This window comes from Bacteroides faecis, from assembly GCF_020091505.1.
GTDB classification, from domain to species: Bacteria; Bacteroidota; Bacteroidia; order Bacteroidales; family Bacteroidaceae; genus Bacteroides; species Bacteroides faecis.
Genome location: NZ_CP081916.1, coordinates 5338670 through 5361614 on the forward strand (window position 1 = coordinate 5338670; position 22945 = coordinate 5361614).

Genomic DNA, 22945 nt, shown 5'->3' on the forward strand with positions numbered 1-22945 from the left:
AAAGTTATAAATTTATGTAATAATCCGTTCTATCCGCAATTAAAATTAGGGTAATATTTTCCGGATACCACTACTCTTTTACCTTATTCCCTACCTTCATAAGAGCAAGCCCGATAACGATCCAAACCATTTCGCGTACACGGGTAATCAACGCGGCATACACTCCGTAAGCTCCGGAAAGGGAAAGACCACCGACAGCAAGGGCAAAACCACCTTCACGACCTCCCAGCTGCATCGGCAAGAAAAATAAAAGATTAGCCAATAATGAAGAAAAAGCGGCAATCAGGCAACAGTCGGCAAAGCTGACATGGGTTGTCAGCACATTAAGAATCAGCCATATTTCGAGACAGCTGACCACACGCGCCATGTACTCTAAGGAAAGGGCTGCATAAAACGTTTGTTTCTTTTGCCGGTGAAGAAGGGCAATCTGTTGATCTATATTCTCCAATTGCTCCCGATGCACTTCGGCAAAGTGAATCACCTTCTTTTTCAGAAAAGGAAGACGGCTGCCCAAACGGACAAAAGCGACTGCCATCCCGTGCTGATAACCTTTGATAAACAACAATGCTATCAGCAGGCAGAAGATTGTAATAGCACCCAATATAATCCCCATTCCCCATCCTACCGGATACAGGAAGATATAAAGCAGTACGGAAGTCAGCCAGAAACAAAAATGAGAAAAAATGTGCATCATCACGTAAAGGATCACAGAAGAGGTCGCCCTTTCTACACCGATATAGGGTTTCAGCTCCATGATGCGGTAAGGCTCCCCTCCCATCAGTCCGACGGGAGTCACATAATTAAGAGCAAAGCCGGTAACGGTGAATTTGTAGAGACGGGCAAACGAGAATCCCGGTTTGCCGCCGCTACGGATGATGATATACCACGATACTGTATTAATCAGATAGACCAATAGCCACAAGATCAGTACCAAAGGCAAATATATTCCCGCACGTTTCAGATTCGTCCAAAGTTCCTGATAATCCATATCGAAAGTGAACATCATAATCAGGACGGCAACAATGCCGAATGCGAGGAATATATTGCGGTACTTATTCTTCACTATTTAATATACTGGTAATATCGTTCAAAGAAGTTTCTGAATCCCCGGATTTTCATTAATCCGTATTCGAACACCAACCAGCCTGTCAATGCGCAAGAAATTCCAAGCAACACGTCAATGATGTAGTGATGGCATGAATAAACAGCTGTTCCCCAAATACCCGCCATGATGATAGAAAAAAGAGTAATCACATACCATCTGCACTTGCCGATGATGGCATACACCAATGCAACTACCATATAAGCTGCATGGAGAGAGGGGACCGCCGCAAAGACATTCGCATTACGTCCATAAATGGAATCAAAGACAGACACTCCGAAAATCTCGTCGAAACGGCCCAGTCCTGCCACATTGCCCGGAGTATTCAGTATCGGTTCAAAACCGTAGTTGATGGCATACCAGGGCGGAGCAGCCGGATGGATATAATAACCGGCAAAACCGATCAGATTTACAAATAAAAAGACCAGCGCAAAGCGAAGATACGTCTTCCGTTCTTTTTTGAAATAGAGGCAAAGCCCGAACAGGATGGGAACAGGAACCCAACAAAGATAGAAGATACCTGCAAAGACGTCTGCCATCGCCCAATGATGCGCGGCAAAAAATTCACACGGAGTCACCAGTACCCCATTGTCCATCACTCCGAACAGAGATTTCTCCAGATTATAAAGTCCTTCTACATCAATCGGATTCACTTCGTAGTTAGGACAAATGCGCATCCAGTCATATGAAATACCGAATAGGGCAAAGGGAAGAAGAGCTACTGCCAGCTTCCGGGTAGGCAGCCCGGCAAAGAATAAAATCAAATAGAGTGCCGCTATCAGCAGGTGTTCGGAACGAAGTCCGATAAAGACTGTTGTCAGCAGCAAAAAAAGAGCCATGATCACAAGAACCGTCAAGGTTTCTTTCTTCGATGGCATTTTAGTTGTTTGTATCATCACGACTTATATTTTCAGTTATGCATTCTTCCGTTCGTCCGCCATCATTACTTTATAGCAATGTCTTACACGCGCAAAAGCGGTAATGTTAGCGAAAAGGGCTACAAAGGACAAAGGCACGATCAATATCAGCATCGGGTCGAAAGCCGTTATATCCTTAAATACGCCACAGAACAAAGCACCAAGACTCGTCAGCACCACACGTTCCGGACGTTGCATAAATCCTACTTTGCATTCAATTCCCAGACCTTCGGCACGGGCACGCACATAGCTCACCATCAACGAGCCGATCAGGGCCACAAAAGCGATAATCGCATAAAAGAAATAATCTTTCATCGACAGATAATAGCAGATACCGAAGAAAGTCATCAACTCACTGTAACGGTCGAGCACCGAATCATAGAGTGCACCGAACTTGGAACTCATGTTTCCCAGACGTGCCACACGGCCATCCATCATATCGAACAATCCGGCAAACAGGATAACGCCTCCCGCCCATCCGATAATAGCCAAATCGTCTTGTCCGCCATAGATACCGGCATAGACAAACATTCCTGCCGCCACTACATTCAGAATGAACCCGGTAGTAGTGATAAAGTTGGGAGTAATTCCTATTTTAATCATTCCATGTATCAGAGGATTGATTATCTTATAAATCACCTGCTGTAAGTAATCTCTATAATTCATATACCTTAATCTGTTTTTATCTAAATCTTCTGTTTTTATTTCAATTCCTTTTGAATAAATTCCTTATATCTATATTCCGGTAAACAAAGAGGCGCTGCATATTATAATTCCAGAACAACGCTACAATGACTGCTACTATCACTTTAGGGATAATAAAAAAGTCTCCGAAATACTGGCTGAGTGTATCGCGTACCCATGGAATTCTCGCTAACGATTCCGTCAAAGTATACGTTCCCCAAGTATTCAGCCAAATACTGCAAATCCATACAATAATGAACTTCACAGCAATATGTGTTTTCTTTCCTTTAGATTTAAAAGTCCATTTATAATTGATAACGCAGTTGACAATCCCCCCGTAAATAGCTCCTGCCAGAGTAGCATATACGTAGTAGACATCAAACAGCCTTACCAGAAGGATAGTCACCAGAAAGTCTGCAATAGTCGCCATCTGAGCCGAAAGCTGCGCCCTCAAAAACATGAAGACTCCACCCTTCTGCGAGATCATCCGCGCAACTCTTTTCAGCCAATCACCCATCGTGCCACCGCTAACAAGATAAAACTATACACGCCCGCCAATACATCATCCATCATCACTCCTACTCCTCCTTTGAGGCTCTCCATCTTGCGTACTCCCAATGGTTTGACAATATCGAAAAAGCGGAACAGAGCAAAAGCAGCTGTCACGTACCAATACCAGTGTCCATTATCGGGAACAGCCAGCAACGGAATCCACACTCCTACCATCTCGTCCACCACCACGCGTGACGGGTCTTCCCCCCAACAAGATTCAAGCTTATTGGCAGCCCAAATGCCTGCAAAGGTAAATACAATCACCAAAGCGGCAGTCGCCCATAATACAACAGTGAAAGGAAGCAGAAAATAGAGTGCAATCCAAATGATAGAAGCCAGCAACGCCCCAGCCGTACCGGGAGCAAAAGGAGAAAAACCGGAGCCAAAGCCCGTGCCTATAAAAACAGGTAGAAAGGAGGGTCTCTTCATTATTTCCAATAGCGTGTAGAATAATAAAACTTTCCCCTTACTGAAAAGGGGAAAGTTTATATATTTATTAGGAACATTTTCCCGAATTAAGCCAAATAATCAGGTTCTTTTTCACCAATCATGTTACGCAATGTCTGTTTTACCATTCTCCATTGAGTGAACAGGTCGTGTTCCGGCTGATGTTCGAAATCGTGCATCGGGCTCTTGCAGAAGAATGACAACCATGTCTGGATGCCACACATGCCGGCACGCATAGCCAAATCACTGAACAACACCAAGTCGAGTGCAATAGGAGCAGCAAGGATAGAGTCACGGCAAAGGAAGTTTACCTTGATTTCCATCGGATAGCCCATCCATCCGAAGATGTCGATGTTATCCCATGCTTCTTTGTTGTCCTTACGTGGAGGATAGTAGTTGATACGTACTTTATGATAAACGTCTCCATAGAGGTCCGGATATTTCTCCGGTTCGAAGATAGTGTCGATTACTGACAGCTTACTAACTTCCTTTGTCTTGAAGTTGTCCGGATCGTCCAGTACTTCACCGTCACGATTACCCAGGATGTTAGTAGAGAACCAGCCGTTCACACCCAGCATACGGGTCTTGAACATCGGTGCCAATACTGTTTTCATCAGTGTCTGACCGCTCTTGAAGTCTTTTCCTGAAATAGGTACATTCTTTTGTTTAGAGAATTCCCACATTGCAGGAGTATCTACACACAAGTTAGGAGCACCCATTACAAACGGAGCATCTTCTGCAATAGCAGCATATGCATAACACATACTCGGAGAGATAACTTCTGTATTGTTATCTTTCATTGCTTTCTCCAAAGCAGCGAGTGACATGTGTTCGTCAGACAGCGGAATGTAGATTTCGGTACTTGCAGCCCACAATACAACCACACGTTCGCAGTTGTTGGCAGCCTTGAAGTCGCGGATGTCCTGACGGAGTTGTTCTACCATTTCCCAACGGGTAGCAGCCTTCTTGATATGAGTACCGTTCAGACGTTTCGCCCAGTTGTGATCGAAAGCTGCCGGCATAGGCTTGATAGCTTCCAGTTCATCTTTCACACCATTCAGGTCTTTTTCTTTCAAAACCTCAGCATACATGGCAGCTTCGTATGCGTTATCCGGGAAAATATCCCAACCACCGAAAACAATGTCGTTCAAATCAGTCAAAGGCACAACGTCTTTGATGAGTTTTTCTTCGTTGTTTTCCATGCGCATTGTGGCTAACTGTGTAATAGATCCTATCGGTTTTGCCAGTCCCTTGCGAGAGGCTAGTGTACCTACAATCATTGTGGTAGCTACCGCACCACCTACTCCAACTACTAACACGCCCAGACGTCCGGTAGCGGGTTTAATTTCTTGTTTCATTTCTATTCTATTAAAATTAAACTAAAATTGATGCAAAAATAAGATTAATTAATTACTAATACGACCTTTGTTTGCTATATAAACATTGCAATTAGCAGGATTTAACTTTTAAAAGGTCATGTGGAGACTTATTCTCAAGCCGGACTTATCAACATCGGGAGAATCCCGGTATGTAAGCCGCCAGACATAGTCCAGACGTAATACCTTGAAAATGTTTTCAATGCCCACACCCGCTTCTACGTAAGGTGTTTTTCCCATTGTACGGGTGTTTGCTATCGGAAAAGCGAACAAACCATCGGTCATATCCGGATTATTTTTATCACTCAAATGCCCATAAAGTCCACGACAGGAAACTATTTCCCTCCACTTCAGTTTTTTCAACAAAGGTATGCGATTGAACAACCATCCGTTGAGGAAATACGTCACATCCCATGAGAAATATTCGTCATTCATGAATTCCATTGCGTTCATTAATGAATAAGATTCCGGCTGAATGGTATAAGAAAGGTTCGCATTGGGCATGATGAGCAGCGGAAACGGTACTTTGTCCCACACCTTCCCGGCTTTCAATATAATATCTGTATAACCGAAAGCGGAAAACCAGAAACGTTTCTGTATGCCTGCTTCAGTATGATTATAAGTATAGTCGCTTCCTAGCACTCCTTTTCCGGCAATGGTATGCGACAGCGTAAACACCGGAGCATCCAGCGATACGGGAAAGCGGTTCCACTGCGTCTGGAAAAATTTTTCATTCGGCGCATAACGCAGTTTTAATTCTGCCGCACTGGTAGAGAAGTCTTTGACCGGAGAATAGACCTCCCCCTCTTTCTTCAAGAAAGGGATAAGATAGGTAGATTCGTCTGTCCGCCGGCGTGCCGTGAGCTGGAAAGAAAAGCCGGAATAGAACTCATTGGTATAAGTCATTTCTGCTTGCTGATAATAACCGATACGGTCATCCTTCTCACGTTTCAAGGCAAGGAATACGTTGTCCTTACTTGTATAAAGGTAGTTCTGACCGTATTGATTAACGTCCGACTCATAGCGTACTTTCAACGAATGAATGGGGAACTCGTTGGCATATTCTTTCTTCTTCTTGAATGAGTATTCAATTTCCGCCAACCCTTTTACTCTTTCATCTTTAAATCCGTAAGCAATATATCCTTTGCCAAACAGATGGGGATTAAGCCATGCGGTCGTCATCCCACCACCACGAATACGCGGTCCTTCGAGGGTATTACCACTGATTGTCGCGTTCATCGGCCCGATATAGAAAAGAGGCGCTTCCTTAGAAGTAGGAATATATCCGGTGAAAAGAATGGATAATATCTTCTCCGTCCAATAGTAAACCGGATAGCCACGTAGCTGTGTCATCAGGCAATCTACCGAATTCTCCTGTTGGGAGATGGCTGCTTGCGGACGATTCTCCGCCCAGAAGGTTTCGGGACGTGACAAGGCTTCGGTTTCTTCGATGATGCGTTCCGGCTTGCCGAAAACTTTATCAGCTTCTGCGGTCGGAGCAAAAGAATAGTTACTGTAATCTGCTACCCGACGGGCAAAGATACCGTCTTGTCCTTCAGTCAGTTTAAATTCTACGGTGATGCTTTCGTGGTCGAGCAAACGGGTACCGTCTTCCGCACGCTTGAACTCTTGTTCGAGCAACATATAGTCTACGAAGTTCAGATTGATCTTCTTTGGGAAGTTCAGCACGGCACGTTTGACGAAATAAGTGGAGTCGAGTGTCACGTAGAGGTGTCCGTTAAAGCCGAAAGACTCGGAATTAAAAGGAGTGAAGGCAAGGTCTGCACATGTTTCACCACCTATCTGCAAAGTATCCATCAGGTAATATTTGTAGAATCCTGTACCGATACGGGACAAAGGACTGACAAACTTATTAGTGAACAGAGAAATGTTGTTCTCGTAAATATCTACGTCTTTAAAAACTTCATTGATAGCAGCCTGCATTCCTTGTTTGGAAAGAAATTCATCTACCCCCGCCTGTTTGCGCCCCTTTACCCATTGCTTTTCGGAATGAGGGGATTTACGGTAATAGTCGGTAGCAAGCAGTTCCCGTGCAGATACAGTCAGGATAGGTTTTCCGGTTACGGCGGAAGTATCCACATACTCTGTCAGGAAGTCGAATTTACGGTATAACCATTTCTTCTGTTTCTCCTCGTCGAAATTATTCAGGGCAAAGGTTGTCTTCTCATAACGCTCCCGTTGCCAGAAATCCTTTTCATTGGGTGAATGGTCGTCACGGTGTTCTATCATCCGGCGGACAAACTCCACGGCAGGATTGTCTTTCTTCTTGTAATGTTCCCGCTTGGGTTTTACCAGTACTTCATTGAGAGCATACGTAGCAGGAGAAAGAGCTACCTTATACGAAAGGTTACGGGCCGGATGAATCAAACGGCTGTATTCATTATAGCCTACGGTCGAAATAACAAGGGTTCCTTCGGAACGGTGTGTCTTGAAGTAAAAGCGGCCATCACTTCCGGTAGTTGTTCCTTCGGTCGTATTTTTCAGGCGTACGGATACATAAGATAAAGGTTCTCTTGTCAGAGAATCAGTCACCACGCCTTGCACTATGTACTGGGCATTTAGCGGAACACTGACAGCCAATAAAAGAAAGAGCGATAATGCACCTTTGATTATTAATCTCATACCTTGATATCCTATTGAATTGAGCGGGGCAAAGGTATGAGGGATTTTAGAACAAAAAAAGGTCTATATAGCGGAAGAACTGTTCTCCTTTGACGTTTGATCAGGGAAAAAGAATACGGAATCTGGTCAATCCGTCGGTATACGTCCGCAAAGAGAAGGTACAGCCATGACGCATCAGAACCTCACGGATAAAGATCAGTCCGATTCCCTGCCCATTGGGTTTAGTGGAAAAGAACGGGCTAAACAGCTTTGCCTCTGTTTCCTTGCTGATTCCCTTGCCATTATCTACCACTTCGATAGTGGCGGGAGAAAGGGTACGGACAATAATTTCTCCATCCTTTTCGATACTTTCCGCAGCATTCTTGATGATGTTCACCAGTACTTGTTCGAAAAGAGAGGCATCCATTTTTACTTCTTTCAACGTTTCGTCTATCTCCAGACGAAGGGTTATATTCCGGTCGGTACACATGCCCTCCATAAAACGCTTACACGTAAATGCGAGGTCATTCAGGTCGACCGAAGTAAGCGTTGGCTCGGGGATCTTCACTACATCGGCAAAACGAGTGATAAAACGGCTCATCGAGAAACAGCGTTCGATGCATACACGCATGACATCGCATATATCATCCATCTCTTCTTCGGTAGAAAGCGCCTGCTCTACTGTATCCAGTGTAGAGGTGATTCCGGCTGTGGTATTGTTCACCTCATGGGCAATCATGCGGATCACTTTCTCATAGGCTTTTTTCTCGGCCTTCATTACTTCGTCCGTCAGACTTTCTATCAGGAAGAAAGGATGCTGAAATCCACGGTCAATAAAAGAAGAATGCGTACATCTATAAATATTCGAGTCATTCAGGCGGACGGTCACTGTCTCTCCTTTTGGAACATTTGCCAGTTCGACAGCAAGCGGAGAGTCTATCTCGCTCATTTTCCTACCTTGAACATCTTCCTGACGGACACCCAGCATCTTCTGTGCCATCGGGTTAAGTTCTGAAAGATCATCATCCAGAGAGGTGATGATAACTCCCATCGGAGAAGCTTTAATCAGCAAGTCAAGGAAGTTGTTTTGTTCGCGGAGACGAAGACGTTCGTTCTTAAGTTGTTCCATCATCCGGTTAAAGACGTTCACGATACGGTCGGCTTCATATTGTCCCACAGGACTTAGCCGACTGCTGAAATTCTGTTCACGCAACAATTCCATACCGCTTCCGATAGAGTTCAGCGGCTTTACAATCTTACGATAGAAAAACTGGAGATAGCACAGGATAAAAAGGATCAGCCCCTCCCCTACATAGAAATAGATCAGGTTCAACCGGCTTGAAAGGAAAAGTAATCCACCCCCCAACAACAGAAGCAGGAAAACGAGTATACCAAAGAATCCTTTTATACGCATAATGATAGTTATCTGCTAAACACTGATTCCAAACTTCTCCAGACGCCGATAGAGTGCAGCGCGACTGATACCAAGTGCCGTGGCTACCTGACTCAGATTTCCTTTATGACGTTCCAAAGCCTGCAGAATTGTCTGCCGTTCTATTTCATCCAGCGTCATACCTGCCAAAGAAGCGCCTTCGGCAACTTTCTGATCTTCATGACGGATATATTGAGCATCAAAATCGGCAGCATCAAGTATCGGTTTCCCATTGACCAGAATCGTACGCTCTACCAGATTCTTCAACTCCCTGATATTTCCCGGATAGGGTAAACGGCTCAGGAACTGCATAGCATCCGCAGAAAATTCAGTGCGGGGAAGCCCATTGGCTTCTGCCTGACGATCGGCAAAGTGACGTGCCAGCAAAGGAATATCCTCCCGACGTTCACGCAAAGCCGGCAGTTTGACTGTTATCAGATTGATACGGTAAAACAAATCTTCCCGGAAAGTACGTTCACTCACCATCTTGCGCAAATCAGCATTGGTAGCAGAGACAACACGAATATCGGTCTTACGCGGACGGCTGTCTCCCAATACTTCAAACGTCTGATCCTGTAACACCCGCAAGAGCTTTACCTGACAGGAAGGATCGAGATCTCCGATTTCGTCCAGGAAAATCGTCCCTTTATTCGCCATTTCAAAACGTCCGATACGGTCGGAGGAAGCATCTGTAAAAGCTCCTTTCTTATGACCGAACATTTCACTTTCGAACAGGCTTTGGGATATTCCTCCCAGGTTCACTTTAACAAAAGGTTGTCTGGCACGCTGACTGTTGATATGTATCGCTTCAGCTATCAGTTCCTTACCTGTCCCACTTTCTCCGGTTATCAATACGGAAGCATTCGTCTTCGCTATACGGGCAATGGTATTCAGTACTTCCATCAGCCCCTGACTGCGACCGATGATATGCCGACGGTCAAAAGTTTCATTCTGCTCCTGCGTTGTCTCTTTGAAAGAGCCCGCCAGTTCCAAAGCTGTCCCAATACGCTGCAATAATGCCGCGTTATTCCAAGGTTTGGTGATAAAATCGAAAGCTCCTGCCTGCATACCTTGCACTGCCAGCTGTATGCTTCCCCATGCAGTCATCAGTATCACCGGAGTCTCCGGACGGAATATTTTCACTTGCTTTAGCAGTGTCAGACCTTCTTCGCCCGTAGTAGAAAGGGTGAAGTTCATATCCATCAAGATTAAATCCGGCGCTACGGAACGTACCACCTCCATAGCTTCCCGGGGACCGGGAACTGCCTGTGCTTCATAACCGGCCCGCTTCAGCATAAAACTGAGTGAAGAACGCACTGCACTGTCGTCGTCTATTATTAAAATCATAGCTTATATTTCTTATGACAAAGATATCGCAAATACTCAACACCGGCAACAGATTCTCTGATTAATAGCTATTGCCGTACTATTTCTTCAAAGTCAGCCTCTAATTCTGTGTTAGCCTGAAAATCCCAAAGAGTCAGACTACGAATCTGATAAAAGTAATACCAGTAATAATAAAGTTCGGAGATATGTTTCCGGCGCGCTTCATCTTTGGAGTTCTGTGCATCATTCAAGTCCAGCGTGTTGATTTTACCAATCAGGAAGGTTTCAATACTGGTCTTGTAACGTTGCTGTGCTATTCCGTCCGCTTCTTTGGCTATTGCCAACTGTTGTGCCTGGTTATTGAAATGCTCTACCAGCAAGAAAATATCCTGGTTGAAATTGATCTGTTCCTGCCGGATTTTCGAAAGCACTACATCCCGGTTGCTTTTCGCTACCCGTACCTTTCCACGTCTCTTTCCCCAGTCCAGAATCGGAATCTGAACACCTACCTGCACAATCTGATTGTCCTGCAAGTTTTTATAAACACTGGAAAGTTCACGACTCTCCCCCGTATACCCCACACTGGCAAACAAATTAATGCTGCGCAGATTGCCACGCGCCGTAGCTACCGCATAATCGGCCTCCAGCTGGCGGCGACGAATATTCTGAGCAAAGGAATTACGTTCCAGTGCCTTATTCAATACCATATTATATTCCATCTTGCCACCGTCTACGGTCTCGGGAACCACAGGACAAAGGACTTCATCCTCTCCTATTCCCAGAAAAGCACGGAGCTGAAACATTTTGGCATTCAGATCACTTTCCGCTTCAGTCAATGCGGCTTTCGCATTCAGAGCCGAAAGTTTTAATTGAAGAAGCTCATTTTCTGAAATCTGCCCCATCTTGCGTTTAGCTATAGCAACCTCGTAAAGTTGATTGGCATTCGTCAGATTCTGCCGTGCAGTTCCAAGAGTCTCTTTCGCCAACAGCAGATCAAAATAATAGGTAATAGTCCGCATCGTTACTTCTTCGGTAGCCGTGATAAACTCTGCTTTCGCTTCGGCATAGCGTACAGGTTCTATACGCCGGTTCCACTTCACGTTATTCACGCCAAGAATCGGTTGCGTCAGTTTCAAAGTGACGGGAACAGACATCAGGTGACGGTCACCATTATTACCTAACTGCTTCAGGTAGTCGAGAGAGGAGGTCAATGAAAGTTGCCCACCGGTAAGCCAGATATTCTGGTCGATGGAGAGTTCACCGGAAAGCCCTAAAGCACTGTTGCGGACAAAACTATAAGAGCCGTCAGGATTCTGATAGGAACCGTAAGACTTATTGTAATTAGGCAATGTTCCTTTCAGATTAATTTCCGGAAGAAGATCGGCACGGAAGGTCCGATATTCCCAATAAGATGTTTTTAACTCATTCAAGGCAACAGCAGCGTCAACAGACTGCACACGCGCCATAGCGATAGCTTCATTCAAGGTGATTTCCCTCTCCTTCTGTGCCGACACTGCCAAAGGCAGGCAAACTGCAGCCAAAACAAACAATATACTTTTCTTTTTCATTGTACACGGTATTTTCCATTCAGATAGAATCAAACCATGTGCCAAAAGAATAATACATTTACTATCAATCGTTTATAAAAAGACGCCAGTGTTCATTTTCGGACACTATGCACAAAAATGAACGTTCTGTTTTATTCGCAGAAATTCGGGATACGTACTGTGAAACGAGTTCCCTTGCCTACTTCGGAGGTCACAAAGATAGTACCTTTCAGACGTTCAACGATCGTCTGGCAGATACTTAATCCCAGCCCTGCCCCCTGAGTAAAGTTATCCACTTTATAGAATCGTTCGAAGATATGCCGGATACCCTCTTCGGAAATACCGACTCCTGTATCTTCTACAAAGATTCTGGTGTATCCGGGGTCTTCATCTTCCTCATATCCGAAAGTGATGGAGCCGTAACTCGTAAACTTAGCAGCATTATTTATCAGATTATTTACGACTTGTTGCAAACGGACATTATCTGTCACCAGATATTTTTTCTCATTGTCGGGCATACGAAGAACCAACTCTACTCTCGGTGGCATATTCAGCCGTTGCGAATCATGCACAGTCTTCAGCAGCAGAGGCAAATTATGATTGGCAAACATAAATTCCATTGTTCCCGACTCGATACGTGATAAATCAAGAATATCGTTAATCAATGCAAGCAACAGCCCGCAATTCTTATTGATCGTTGCTATAAATTGTGCTATTTCTTCTTCGGTAAAGCCACTTGTATCACTCAGTAAGTCGGAGAAACCGACAATAGCATTCAACGGCGTACGGATCTCATGGCTCATATTGGCAAGGAAAGCCGATTTCAGTTTATCTGCCTGGAGCGCTTTATCACGTGCCTCCCGCATCTCCTGTTCCGCTGTTTTATAACGCTGGATACTTTGACATACACCTAATATATTATACAACGAGTCTCTTGTCAGACCGGAAATGACAGAGGAACGGTATTCCCACCATTCATATTCTCCATTGGCATTACGCTGACGGAAATTCAAACGGGTATTGGTTTCTTTTCCCGCCAATGTTTTATCAAAGAGAATACGCATTTCCTTCAAATCCTCCGGATAAACCATACGATCCATTTCATCACGGGTAATGGAAGTGATCGATCCGTCATACCCAAAGCGCACAAGAAATCCTTGCGGAAAAATGAAGCTGTTACTCTCCACATCAAACTGCCAGGGGTAGATGGCACTCTCCTCCACAGCCATGTTAAAGAAACGTTTCTGCATTTCTTCATCTGATACGTTACGTGCTGAAAGAGCCATGCCTGTAATCTGTCCTCCGGAATGGATCGGAACAATCTCTCCGGAAACCGGGAAATAATGCTCACTGTGGACCTCTTTCATAAAGGAACCATCAGGAATAATAATACTTTGCCCGGTTTCTTCCACCTTCCTCAACATATTGTGAAGGATATCCTGACCATTATAGTATATCTTGAAAATACTGCCCGCCATCATTCCTTCATAATTCCGTCCTCCCGATTCCGATGGCAAATGAAGCATCTTCAGCAGAGAACGGTTCGTGAAGTGGATATGAAGATCGGTATCATACGTAATCACACCGTCACGTATGGAATGGAAGATATTATCAAATTCATTACGCTGCTCCACCAGTTTATTCTGTACCAACAAGCGAGTCTGGGCATGTATCCGCCGTTTGGCTTCACGTCGGTTAACGCGAATCAGCCACACAATAGAGGCTATCAGCAATGCCAGAATAGATGGATAGAGGAAAATAAATAATAATTTGTATCTTTCCCAATACGGGCGATTGACAATGACACCGCTGGAAGACACCTTATCCGGATCTATGTGAAAAAAGTCCAGCTGCTTGTAGTCGAAAATAAATCCTTGCTTTGTCTCCGTCACTCCCAACTCCAATGGAGATTCACCCTTCAAGACTCTCGATGCCTTCGTTGCAGCAGATACCGCAGAAGTATATGCATCCGCATCATACGCAGCAAATACACCGTTCATCAATCCCACATTCTGACTGGAAAAGACGGGAGCTTTGGAGTTCTTCCCAACAAATGAAAGGAATGGTGACCATTTCGGGGCAACAACAATACGCGCATAACTATTGCGGGGATAGCAGATAGCTGCAATAATATGATTGGTTGACTCGTGCTGGGTATTGTAGAGTTTCATGTTGTAATCCGGATTTTCCTCCTGAAAAAGCAACCACTCTTGTTTGAAGTCCTCACGCCCCTTGTTACTCAGAAAGCTGTTGTCAATCACGCATATCACTTCTTTCCGCTGGGGAAATACCTTTCGTGCCTGCTTTAAAATTACATGAAAATCAGGATTGGCGGTAAATCCACATACATTAGGGAGGCTCGCTATAAGTTCATTATCGGGATACTTGATTCCAAAAAACACAACCGGAACCTGATAAGGCAACGAATCGCCGGAAGAAAAAAGTGTGTAGAAAGCCTCATCGCTTGCTGTGATAATCAGATCCGTTTTCTTGTCACGGGCGCGCTGACAAAAACGGCGCATAATCACCTTCTCTGAGTTGAATGACCAAAAATCCGCATCCAGATATTCAGTAGTAATATTCACAGTCAGTCCATTCTCTCTGAACCCCTTTGCCAACCCCTCATTCAGCTCATTGTGCCAGGGAGTTTGAGAGGTATATGATTGAATAAAAAGTACGTTGTATGTGTGTTCCGCTGCCGCCACCCGGGCAAAAACAGCAAAGAGCAAAACTACAAACAAACAGTAATATTGTCGGTTCATAAGCTAAGAAGCTGCATTGTTTTCAACATTTTGCCTACAAAGATAAGTTATTATATTGAAAACAATGCAAATAGCTCCAGTTTTTTATTCCTCCCGCAAGGCTTCTGCCGGCTGCACGCGAATGGCCTGCCGGGCAGGGAACCAAATGCCTATGAGTATCATCAAAGCCATCAAAAAACAGGTCGCACAGAACGCTATAAGAAAACGAAGGATACTCCATTCTATACCACCTTCTGTCAGTTCCAGATATCCTATATTATAACAAAGAACAGCAGCAGGAACAGCAGCCAGAGTCAACAGCAACAATCCTTCTTTATTAAGACGGTGCCAAATCCCCATACGGGTGGAACCGACTGCAATACGAAGTCCGAGCTCTCCACGACGGTGCTGGGTGCGGAACCAAAACGTACCGACAATGCCCAAGAGTATATTAACTAGCAGGAAGCCCATCATCCAGAACCGCGTCTGCATCTGATTGACATTGCTACGATTGTAGATTTCGCGTATCGCTTCGTAATCGTGTACTTTCAGTATGAAGAGGTTTCCTACACTTAACTGAGTATCCGAGAGTTCCATCAGACGTTCCGAAAAACCGGCAGCGGTATTCGGCTTTACACGCAGGCAAACTTCAACATTGACTGGATACAGGTCGTCATTATTCTCGGCTAACTCTGTCTCTGTAAAAGGTACAGCCATATATCGGTCACCATAATTAGACCAAAAGTCATTGTAACGTACTTTGGTAGATACGGCGGCTATTTTATAGACATTGGTAGAATCATCCACATTTATTACTTCTTTTCCGAGTAGTGTGCGGTCACCTTTATAATCGTCGGGCCATATATTCTCACCAATAACCGAATTTCCATTCTTTATAGCCTGCACCAAAGGCCGATAGCCCTGACCATCCGCGCTCTGATAACGGAATACCTGAAAGAATTCCGGCGTCACCGGACGTTTCAACGGACTACGTACCAACGTATCAAGGCGAAATCTGATACCGGAATTACTTCCTATATACGGACGTGCATTCACTGATATGGAGACTGCCTCCACTTCCGGCAAACGACGCAGGCGGTTAGTCAGCTCAATAATGTCTTGCCCTGTCGTCGTTTCTTTCTGTCCTTTCGGGATATAAGAATCACTCTTATTATTTTTCAGACTGAGTTCCAGATAGTAAGTATTGGTAATGTCATATCCCAACGGTTCGTAATAAGTACGCGCTGTTGCATAAGTCCAATCGACAATGTACCACAGTACAACGAAAACAATCAGCAATTCTGCCCACAGCCACCCATTCGAACGGCGTTCATTCCATATTTGTTTTAACAGTTGCATCTTTTTTAAAATTAGTTTGTTGAATGTTCCGGTTATCTCTCATTGATGGCATCCACAATATTGGTCCGTGTCACTCTCCATGCCGGAATTGCCGCACTCAATAAATTAAGTGTGAAGCAGGCAAAGAACGCCAGCAAGAATACAGCAGGATCGAACAACAGATCCATACACATTGCACGCAAATCCGTCACACCATTATCCATAAAGTCTATAGAAAACAGCATACTTCCCAAAAAGAAGGTAGCGGCATAGCTCAAAACTAATCCGAGCACTCCACCCAACAGTGAATAAAGCATATTTTCAGAAAGCACCTGCATCATCAGTTCGCGTCTAGGTGCACCAAAAGCTTTTCGAACACCAATTTCAGAAAGGCGTTTGCGCATACGCGACAATGTCAGTCCGGAAAGGTTGACAGCAGGAACAATCAACAAAATGATTAAAGTTATTACATACTGACGGACAGCCTGCTTCACAGCCGGAGGATTATTGGCCGAATATCGTTGTGCCGCTACGAAATAAGTGTCCGGCTGGTCACGATAAAGTAATTTATAATCCGGATAACCTTCCATATATTTGTCCCTAAGACGTTCGGCTTCCATACGGATCGCCGGAAAATCATCCTGCGATTTAGCCAGAATGTAAACACTCACCATTCCCATAATTCCATAGTTTTCCCAACTGGCAGTAAACGCATCCGTAGAACTCAAAGGAATCCATATCTGGGCATAAGCATATCGTGCCAGTTTGGAAACAGGGCGCACTACCCCACAAATCATATAAGCAGAATGATTTAAAAGGAATGTTTTTCCGACTACATCCGTCGTTCCGAACAATTGGCGGGCTATATCCTCAGTTATCACTGCCTTTGTTGCACCGGCATCAAAAGTTGCCTTATCAAACGGATACCCCGAAAGGAAATCGAACTGGAATACTTTCCAGAAATCATCATCGACCTGCAATACGCTGCAACTAACCTTTTCACCCGCAGGCTTGGCGGCCAACATCGTTTCCGCAAAACTGCTAGTGATAGAAACGGCCTCGGGCGTAGTCATATCTTTAAAACAAGCTTTCGCTGTCTTATAAGAAACAGGGCCGTTACTCTGCCAGTTCTCATTAGTTTTATACTGAAAACCTGCATACCTGAAAATCAACATGCGGTCACGGTAACTTTCCGGAGCAAAAGGTGCAATGGTAGCACGCAATGTGATTACGATCACCATAATCATAGCGATAGCCAATGCCGTACCTATGATGGAGATAGAAGAAAGTAACTTATTCTCCTTCAACAGGTGAAATGCTTGTTTGAAATAGAGTTTTATCATTGTTGTTGCATTATCTTCTCATTCATTTTCATACTTATCAGAATCGCCAGCCTTTAGTGCTCACATCCGGACATTTCAACTTTTTATGATTGATTCTCCCCACTCCGTCACGTTTCAGAGAAGCCCTGTCTGCCTTGCCGGACAAAGTGATATTCCCCACCCCATCCACCTTGGCTTTTACAGTATTACAGTTTACATTCATTTCCATATTCCCTACTCCGTCTACTATTAATTGCACCTCATCACAACGAAGATTTTTCACCTCACAATTTCCTACTCCATCAAGTTTAAAAGTAATGTTTTTCAGTTTCAAAGATTCTCTGGCATTGAAGTTACCGACACCATCTATCTTGACGTTGTTCAAATCCGGAGCTGTTATATAAAATGTCAGGTTCTTGACGTTTTTTACATTCTTCTGCTTATATTCAATAACTAATGTTTCTCCCTTTACGGTTACTTTGGTCTTATCAACATACTCAAAAGGTCCTTCCATCCTACAGGAATATGTGTCCGACTGAGTAAAAACAATGTTACCTACAGACTGAAGATTGATTGCGGAAAATTCGCCCACTTTACAGTCTTCACTCACATTTTGTGCCCAAAGCGGACAAAGTGCCACACTTAACAATACGGCCACTGCTGTTATAAAAATATTCTTCGTCATGATTATCTGTTTTAGAATTTTCAACTAGAGATTACTGCACCTGGCGACCGTCAAAGAAACGAATAGTCCTGGAGGTCTGTTTAGCCTGTTCTTCATTATGCGTCACCATCACAATCGTACGCCCGTCTTCCTTATTCAGCCGATGGAGAAGTTCCATGACTTCCGCTCCCATCTTAGAATCCAGATTACCGGTAGGCTCATCGGCAAGAATGATCTCCGGATTGCCAACGATTGCACGTGCTATTGCCACACGCTGGCACTGACCACCGGAAAGTTGCGTAGGGAAGTGATTCATACGATGACTTAATCCGACTTTTTCCAGTACTTCTTTTGCCAGACGTTTACGTTCACTATTGCTGATACGACGATAGAGCAACGGTAATTCAACATTATCCATCACATTGAGCGAGTTAATCAGATGGAAGGACTGGAATACAAAACCCAGCGTTTTGTTACGGAAAGCCGCCAGTTGCTTATCTTTCATTCCCTCGGTGTGCGTACCATTAATTTCAATCGTCCCCGTTGTAGGTGCATCAAGCAGCCCCATGATATTCAACAACGTGGATTTACCACATCCGGACGGTCCCATAATACTCAGAAATTCCCCGCGTTCTACTGTCAGGTTCACATTTTCCAATGCGACCGTTTCGATCTCGTCCGTACGGTAAATCTTGGAAAGAGAAGTCAATGTTATCATAATTATAAGTATTTAATTTATTCTATACCATATTTCATTATACCCAACCCATACGAAACCTATTATCCGTTTTATCTCATTTTCAGCTTATTCTTGTTCTTGTAAGAACTCATATCACTGACAACCACTACATCTCCCGGCTGCAAACCACTCACCACTTCCACATATTCAAAGTTTGAATCTCCTAGTTGAACTTTACGTTTCACCAACTCATCGTCTGCCGTCTGAACAAAAAGCTCATACTCACCACGTCCTACATAGAAAGAAGCGTTCGCCATCCGCATTACATCTTCTTTCACGGCGTTCATCACATAAACGTCCGTTTTCAGCCCCGAACGTAAACGATGGTTATTATCATCTTTCAACTGCACTGTAAAGGAAATAACTCCGTTTTTAGACAAAGGTGTCACACTGCTGACCGTTCCTTCCAGTTTGTCATTACCTATCTTCACAACCGCTTTTCCTCCGGCAGCAACCCGGTCGCCATACGTATCAGCTATTTCACCTTCTACTTTAAAATGGCTTAAATCTGAAATGACAGCTACCTGTCCGCCTTGGGATATCTGGGCACCAATCTGATTATTAATATAGGTAAGAATAGCTTTACGCGGAGAACGAATCTGGGCATCGTCCAGTGTACGCTTCATTTCGGCAAGACTTTTACGAAAGATATTGAAATCCAGTTCCTGTACTTTCAATTCGGCTGCCGCTACTTCTTTTTCGTTCTTATATTGCTGTTGAAGCTGCTCGTATTCCAGCTGTGCTACGTTATAACTCAATTCTGCCTGACGCACTTTATCTGTGGTTCCTGCTCCCAGACTATCCAGATAATGTTCATTTCGAAGTTCTACTTTCATACGACTCAACTTCATGGCGGAAACCTTAATCTGCATCGCCATATCAGAAAGTTTCGTCTGATTATTAACACGGAGCTGATCCAGCTTATAGCGGCGCATCTGCTCTTCGTCAAGCAGTTTCTTATATTCTGTTTCCGTGCTCTGAAGATCGAGTTTCAAAATCGGAGTACCTACTTCCACACTGTCCCCACCTTTTTTGTACACCTCGACGATGCGGCTGTTGATAGGTGAATTGATAATTTCTTCAAATGCGGGAACTACTTTGCCGGATGCACTGACACTAACTTCAATCATCCCTTTGTCAACCGTAGAAAGTACCAGATCCTTCTTTTCCACTCCTGTCCGCATGATTGATATAAGTACGCCGACAAGAATAATACCTGCTGCTCCTATTGATGAATAACGGATGATTTTTTTATTGCGTTCTTTATTGCGCACCTCTTTCGGAATTTCTCTGTCCATATCTAAGTATTTACAATTTCACATTCAGTTGTTTTGCCTTTTATTATACCAAATCTATGCCAAAATCATAATCATCTGATTAACAATGGATAGTAACAAAAACAGGGTGTCCGATATCGGACACCCTGTACGAATTCACCGCTCAAAAATATAGTGACGCCATCCTGTTATCATAGCGTCACTATCCTCTTATGATGGCGTCACTATCACGACTAGATAGCGTCACCATCGCAAAACGGCATTATTCCTTTTTCGGTTCGGCTGACTGCGGCTCCTGTTTTACCGGTTGCGGCTCTTGTATGAGTTCTTTGCCCCAATGAGTTGTAGCTTCTATTGTTTCCCTGTCGCGGATTTCTTTCGCTTTACGGGCATAGACTATCATACGCATAGACTGATCGTACGTAAAGTAATTCCATACCCAGTTCAGCAATACCACGACTTTATTTCGTACTCCAAGAATAGAACGCAGATGGACTACCAGCCACATCACCCAAGCAAACCATCCTTGCATTTTCACTTTACTGAATTCAGCTACGGCACGATTACGGCCAACGGTTGCCATCGAGCCCAAATTGCGATAATGAAAAGGCTTCATCTCTTTTCCTTTTTCAAGACGGATCAGATTCTTTGCCAGCAATTCTCCCTGCTGAATGGCAACCTGTGCCAATTGGGGATGTCCGTTCGGATAATCTTCGTCACCGGAAAGGATACACAAGTCACCAATCGCAAATATATTATCCGTACCTTCTACCCTGTTAAAAGCATCTACTTTGATACGGCCTCCACGACCGATAGCAGCTACATTCATATTTCCAAAAGAAACTCCGGTGACTCCGCTTACCCAAATGAAAGTACGGGTAGCAATCTCACTGCCATCTTCAAGTGTCACTTTATGGTTACGATAATCCGTAACACGCTTATTCAAAAGAATATTGACTCCCATTTCGCGCAGGAACTGTTCCGCATGGCTCGATGAGTCCTCCGACATTCCGGCGAGTAACCGTGGACCGGCCTCTATCAGATAAATATGCATCAGACTACTGGGCATATCGGGATAATCATTCGGCAATACAAATTTCTTCATTTCCGAAAGTACTCCTGCAACTTCCACCCCTGTAGCTCCGCCACCAACGACCACAACGTTCAGTAATTCCTGTTGCTCCTGTTTGTTGGAGCAAGTTACCGCACGTTCCAGATTGGCCAAAAGAGCATTTCTCAATCCCATAGCCTCGGATACATTTTTCATAGGCATGGCTTCTTCTTCAATATGCTTATTACCGAAGAAATTGGTCGTAGTACCTGCCGCCAGCACAAGATAATCGTATTCTGCCTTACCTATGGAAGTCTGTATCAGGTTCTTTTCGGGAAAAATGGCACGTACTTCCGCCATCCGGAAATAAAAATCTTTCCGATGCTGGAATATCTTACGGAAAGGGAAGGAAATGGAAGTCGGTTCCATACCTGCCGAAGCCACCTGATAAATTAACGGAGGAAACTGATGATAGTTATTCTTATCTATCAACACCACTTGAAAGCCTGATTTTTTCAGCTTATTAGCCAGTTTCAAGCCACCGAAACCACCGCCTACTATGACGACACGTTTCTTACTGTCCTTTGCAATATTAAGACTCATATATTAATCATGTTTTATCATACATAATAACATACGGGCAGGACATTTAGTTTTCATACGGCAGTACTTTTGCAAAGAAAAAAGGCAGCAATTTCTTCCCCGGTGGCGAAGCACCTCCTCATCGGTGCCGAAGGGGGTGTTCCCCGGTGCCGGAGCATAGCTTCATCGGTGCCGGAGAAAAACGGATATAACAGCCTTCTAGCGAAGACGCAGACGATCTCCTACCTCCGGAATATATTCTCCGTCCTTACGGTTCATCTTATACAGATTTTTGAGACGGATACCATATTTCTGCGAAATGCCATGCATGGAGTCTCCATCTCTTACAATATATACGGTGTGAGGCTTGGACGCCTTCTTCTTTTTACTCTTCAGGTAAATAATATCTCCGTCCACGAGTGTATAATCACGCTGCAAATCATTATATTTCACCAATTTCTTCCAGCTGATATCAAATTCTTTACCCAAATCTTTGAAGGTATCTCCGCTACGGGCTACGATATAAGCGATATCATTGGCAATATATACCGGATGCGGACTCAGCAGCCAAGGGTTCTTTCGCAGTTTGCGCTCCGAGTAAACGCCTTTGCTGTCATATTTATATAAATCGTAATCTTCGATAATCGTAATCAGACGATTGGCATAGGAAGGATCGGTGGCATATCCCGCTTTTTTCAGTCCGCGTGCCCATCCCTTGTAATCAGTGATGTCCAGTTTAAAAAGAAAGGCATAACGAGCGCCTCTCCGCAAAAAATCAGAATGGTCTTCGTACGAATCACGGGGATGGCTATATGCCCGAAAACATTCATTACGCGCGTCATCATCATGACGAACGGTGCGCCCGCGCCAACTGCCACCACACTTTATACCAAAGTGGTTATTACTCTTACGTGCCAACTGACTGTTTCCAGCCCCACTCTCCAGCAATCCTTGTGCCAGCGTGATACTTGCGGGAATTTTATGGAGTTTCATCTGCTCCACAGCCAAGTCACTATACTTATTTATATATTCTACATAACGTGCATTCCGTCTTTGCGCCTGTACCCCTACGGCAAAGAAAATAAGGACAGTTAAAAAGACCAGTCTATACAATTTGTTCTCCATTTTGATTGATATGTGGATTATTGGTCACAAAAATCTGAAAAATAATTGGGATTATCAATCTCTTTTCTAACTTTGTAACATTAATAATGTAGAACTAACCT

General features: G+C 44.1%; 18 protein-coding genes. All 18 read right to left on the bottom strand.

Going from position 1 to position 22945, the window contains the following annotated elements; genetic code table 11:
- Positions 1 to 70: 70 nt before the first annotated feature.
- Positions 71 to 1063: a lysylphosphatidylglycerol synthase transmembrane domain-containing protein gene (locus tag K6V30_RS21115; RefSeq protein WP_022301944.1), complete on the bottom strand. Its 993-nt coding sequence runs from the start codon at positions 1061 to 1063 to the stop codon at positions 71 to 73.
- A complete protein-coding gene (locus K6V30_RS21120; RefSeq protein WP_029425630.1) occupies positions 1063 to 1980 on the bottom strand; it encodes a phosphoinositol dihydroceramide synthase in 918 nt (305 codons plus the stop codon). The genes K6V30_RS21115 and K6V30_RS21120 overlap by 1 nt, the downstream gene beginning before the upstream one ends.
- Before the next feature lie 36 nt (positions 1981 to 2016).
- Positions 2017 to 2685, bottom strand: coding sequence for a CDP-alcohol phosphatidyltransferase family protein (locus tag K6V30_RS21125; protein ID WP_010538768.1), 669 nt, complete (start codon positions 2683 to 2685; stop codon positions 2017 to 2019).
- 40 nt (positions 2686 to 2725) lie between these two features.
- Entirely contained in the window at positions 2726 to 3190 is a 465-nt protein-coding gene (locus K6V30_RS21130) for a GtrA family protein (RefSeq protein WP_010538769.1), read from the bottom strand.
- Positions 3191 to 3204: 14 nt separating this feature from the next.
- The gene (locus tag K6V30_RS21135) at positions 3205 to 3684 is read right to left on the bottom strand and encodes a phosphatidylglycerophosphatase A family protein (RefSeq protein WP_010538770.1); all 480 of its coding nucleotides are present in this window, start codon (positions 3682 to 3684) and stop codon (positions 3205 to 3207) included.
- An 86-nt stretch (positions 3685 to 3770) separates the two neighbouring features.
- On the bottom strand, positions 3771 to 5060 hold the full coding sequence (locus K6V30_RS21140) for an inositol-3-phosphate synthase (protein WP_008762240.1): 1290 nt from the start codon (positions 5058 to 5060) through the stop codon (positions 3771 to 3773).
- A 108-nt stretch (positions 5061 to 5168) separates the two neighbouring features.
- Complete coding sequence (locus K6V30_RS21145) at positions 5169 to 7721, bottom strand: DUF5686 and carboxypeptidase-like regulatory domain-containing protein (protein WP_055270792.1); 2553 nt, start codon at positions 7719 to 7721, stop codon at positions 5169 to 5171.
- Positions 7722 to 7821: 100 nt separating this feature from the next.
- Positions 7822 to 9114, bottom strand: a complete 1293-nt coding sequence (locus K6V30_RS21150) for a sensor histidine kinase (protein WP_055270794.1) — start codon at positions 9112 to 9114, stop codon at positions 7822 to 7824.
- Positions 9115 to 9129: 15 nt separating this feature from the next.
- Positions 9130 to 10479 (bottom strand): sigma-54-dependent transcriptional regulator, encoded by a 1350-nt coding sequence (locus tag K6V30_RS21155; protein WP_055270796.1) that lies wholly within the window; start codon positions 10477 to 10479, stop codon positions 9130 to 9132.
- 68 nt (positions 10480 to 10547) lie between these two features.
- Positions 10548 to 12026: a TolC family protein gene (locus tag K6V30_RS21160; protein ID WP_010538774.1), complete on the bottom strand. Its 1479-nt coding sequence runs from the start codon at positions 12024 to 12026 to the stop codon at positions 10548 to 10550.
- Between the two features lie 131 nt (positions 12027 to 12157).
- Positions 12158 to 14767, bottom strand: a complete 2610-nt coding sequence (locus K6V30_RS21165) for a sensor histidine kinase (RefSeq protein WP_055270798.1) — start codon at positions 14765 to 14767, stop codon at positions 12158 to 12160.
- An 84-nt stretch (positions 14768 to 14851) separates the two neighbouring features.
- Positions 14852 to 16105, bottom strand: coding sequence for an ABC transporter permease (locus K6V30_RS21170; protein WP_010538776.1), 1254 nt, complete (start codon positions 16103 to 16105; stop codon positions 14852 to 14854).
- Positions 16106 to 16137: 32 nt separating this feature from the next.
- Positions 16138 to 17427, bottom strand: coding sequence for an ABC transporter permease (locus K6V30_RS21175; protein WP_010538777.1), 1290 nt, complete (start codon positions 17425 to 17427; stop codon positions 16138 to 16140).
- 37 nt (positions 17428 to 17464) lie between these two features.
- Positions 17465 to 18091 carry a GIN domain-containing protein gene (locus tag K6V30_RS21180; protein WP_055270800.1) on the bottom strand — a complete coding sequence of 209 codons (627 nt, stop codon included), beginning with the start codon at positions 18089 to 18091 and terminating at the stop codon, positions 17465 to 17467.
- Between the two features lie 31 nt (positions 18092 to 18122).
- Positions 18123 to 18788, bottom strand: a complete 666-nt coding sequence (locus K6V30_RS21185) for an ABC transporter ATP-binding protein (protein WP_010538779.1) — start codon at positions 18786 to 18788, stop codon at positions 18123 to 18125.
- A 71-nt stretch (positions 18789 to 18859) separates the two neighbouring features.
- Complete coding sequence (locus K6V30_RS21190; RefSeq protein WP_055270802.1) at positions 18860 to 20107, bottom strand: efflux RND transporter periplasmic adaptor subunit; 1248 nt, start codon at positions 20105 to 20107, stop codon at positions 18860 to 18862.
- A 241-nt stretch (positions 20108 to 20348) separates the two neighbouring features.
- Positions 20349 to 21740, bottom strand: a complete 1392-nt coding sequence (locus K6V30_RS21195) for an NAD(P)/FAD-dependent oxidoreductase (protein WP_055270804.1) — start codon at positions 21738 to 21740, stop codon at positions 20349 to 20351.
- Positions 21741 to 21938: 198 nt separating this feature from the next.
- Positions 21939 to 22844, bottom strand: a complete 906-nt coding sequence (locus tag K6V30_RS21200) for a glucosaminidase domain-containing protein (protein WP_010538782.1) — start codon at positions 22842 to 22844, stop codon at positions 21939 to 21941.
- Positions 22845 to 22945 lie beyond the last annotated feature (101 nt).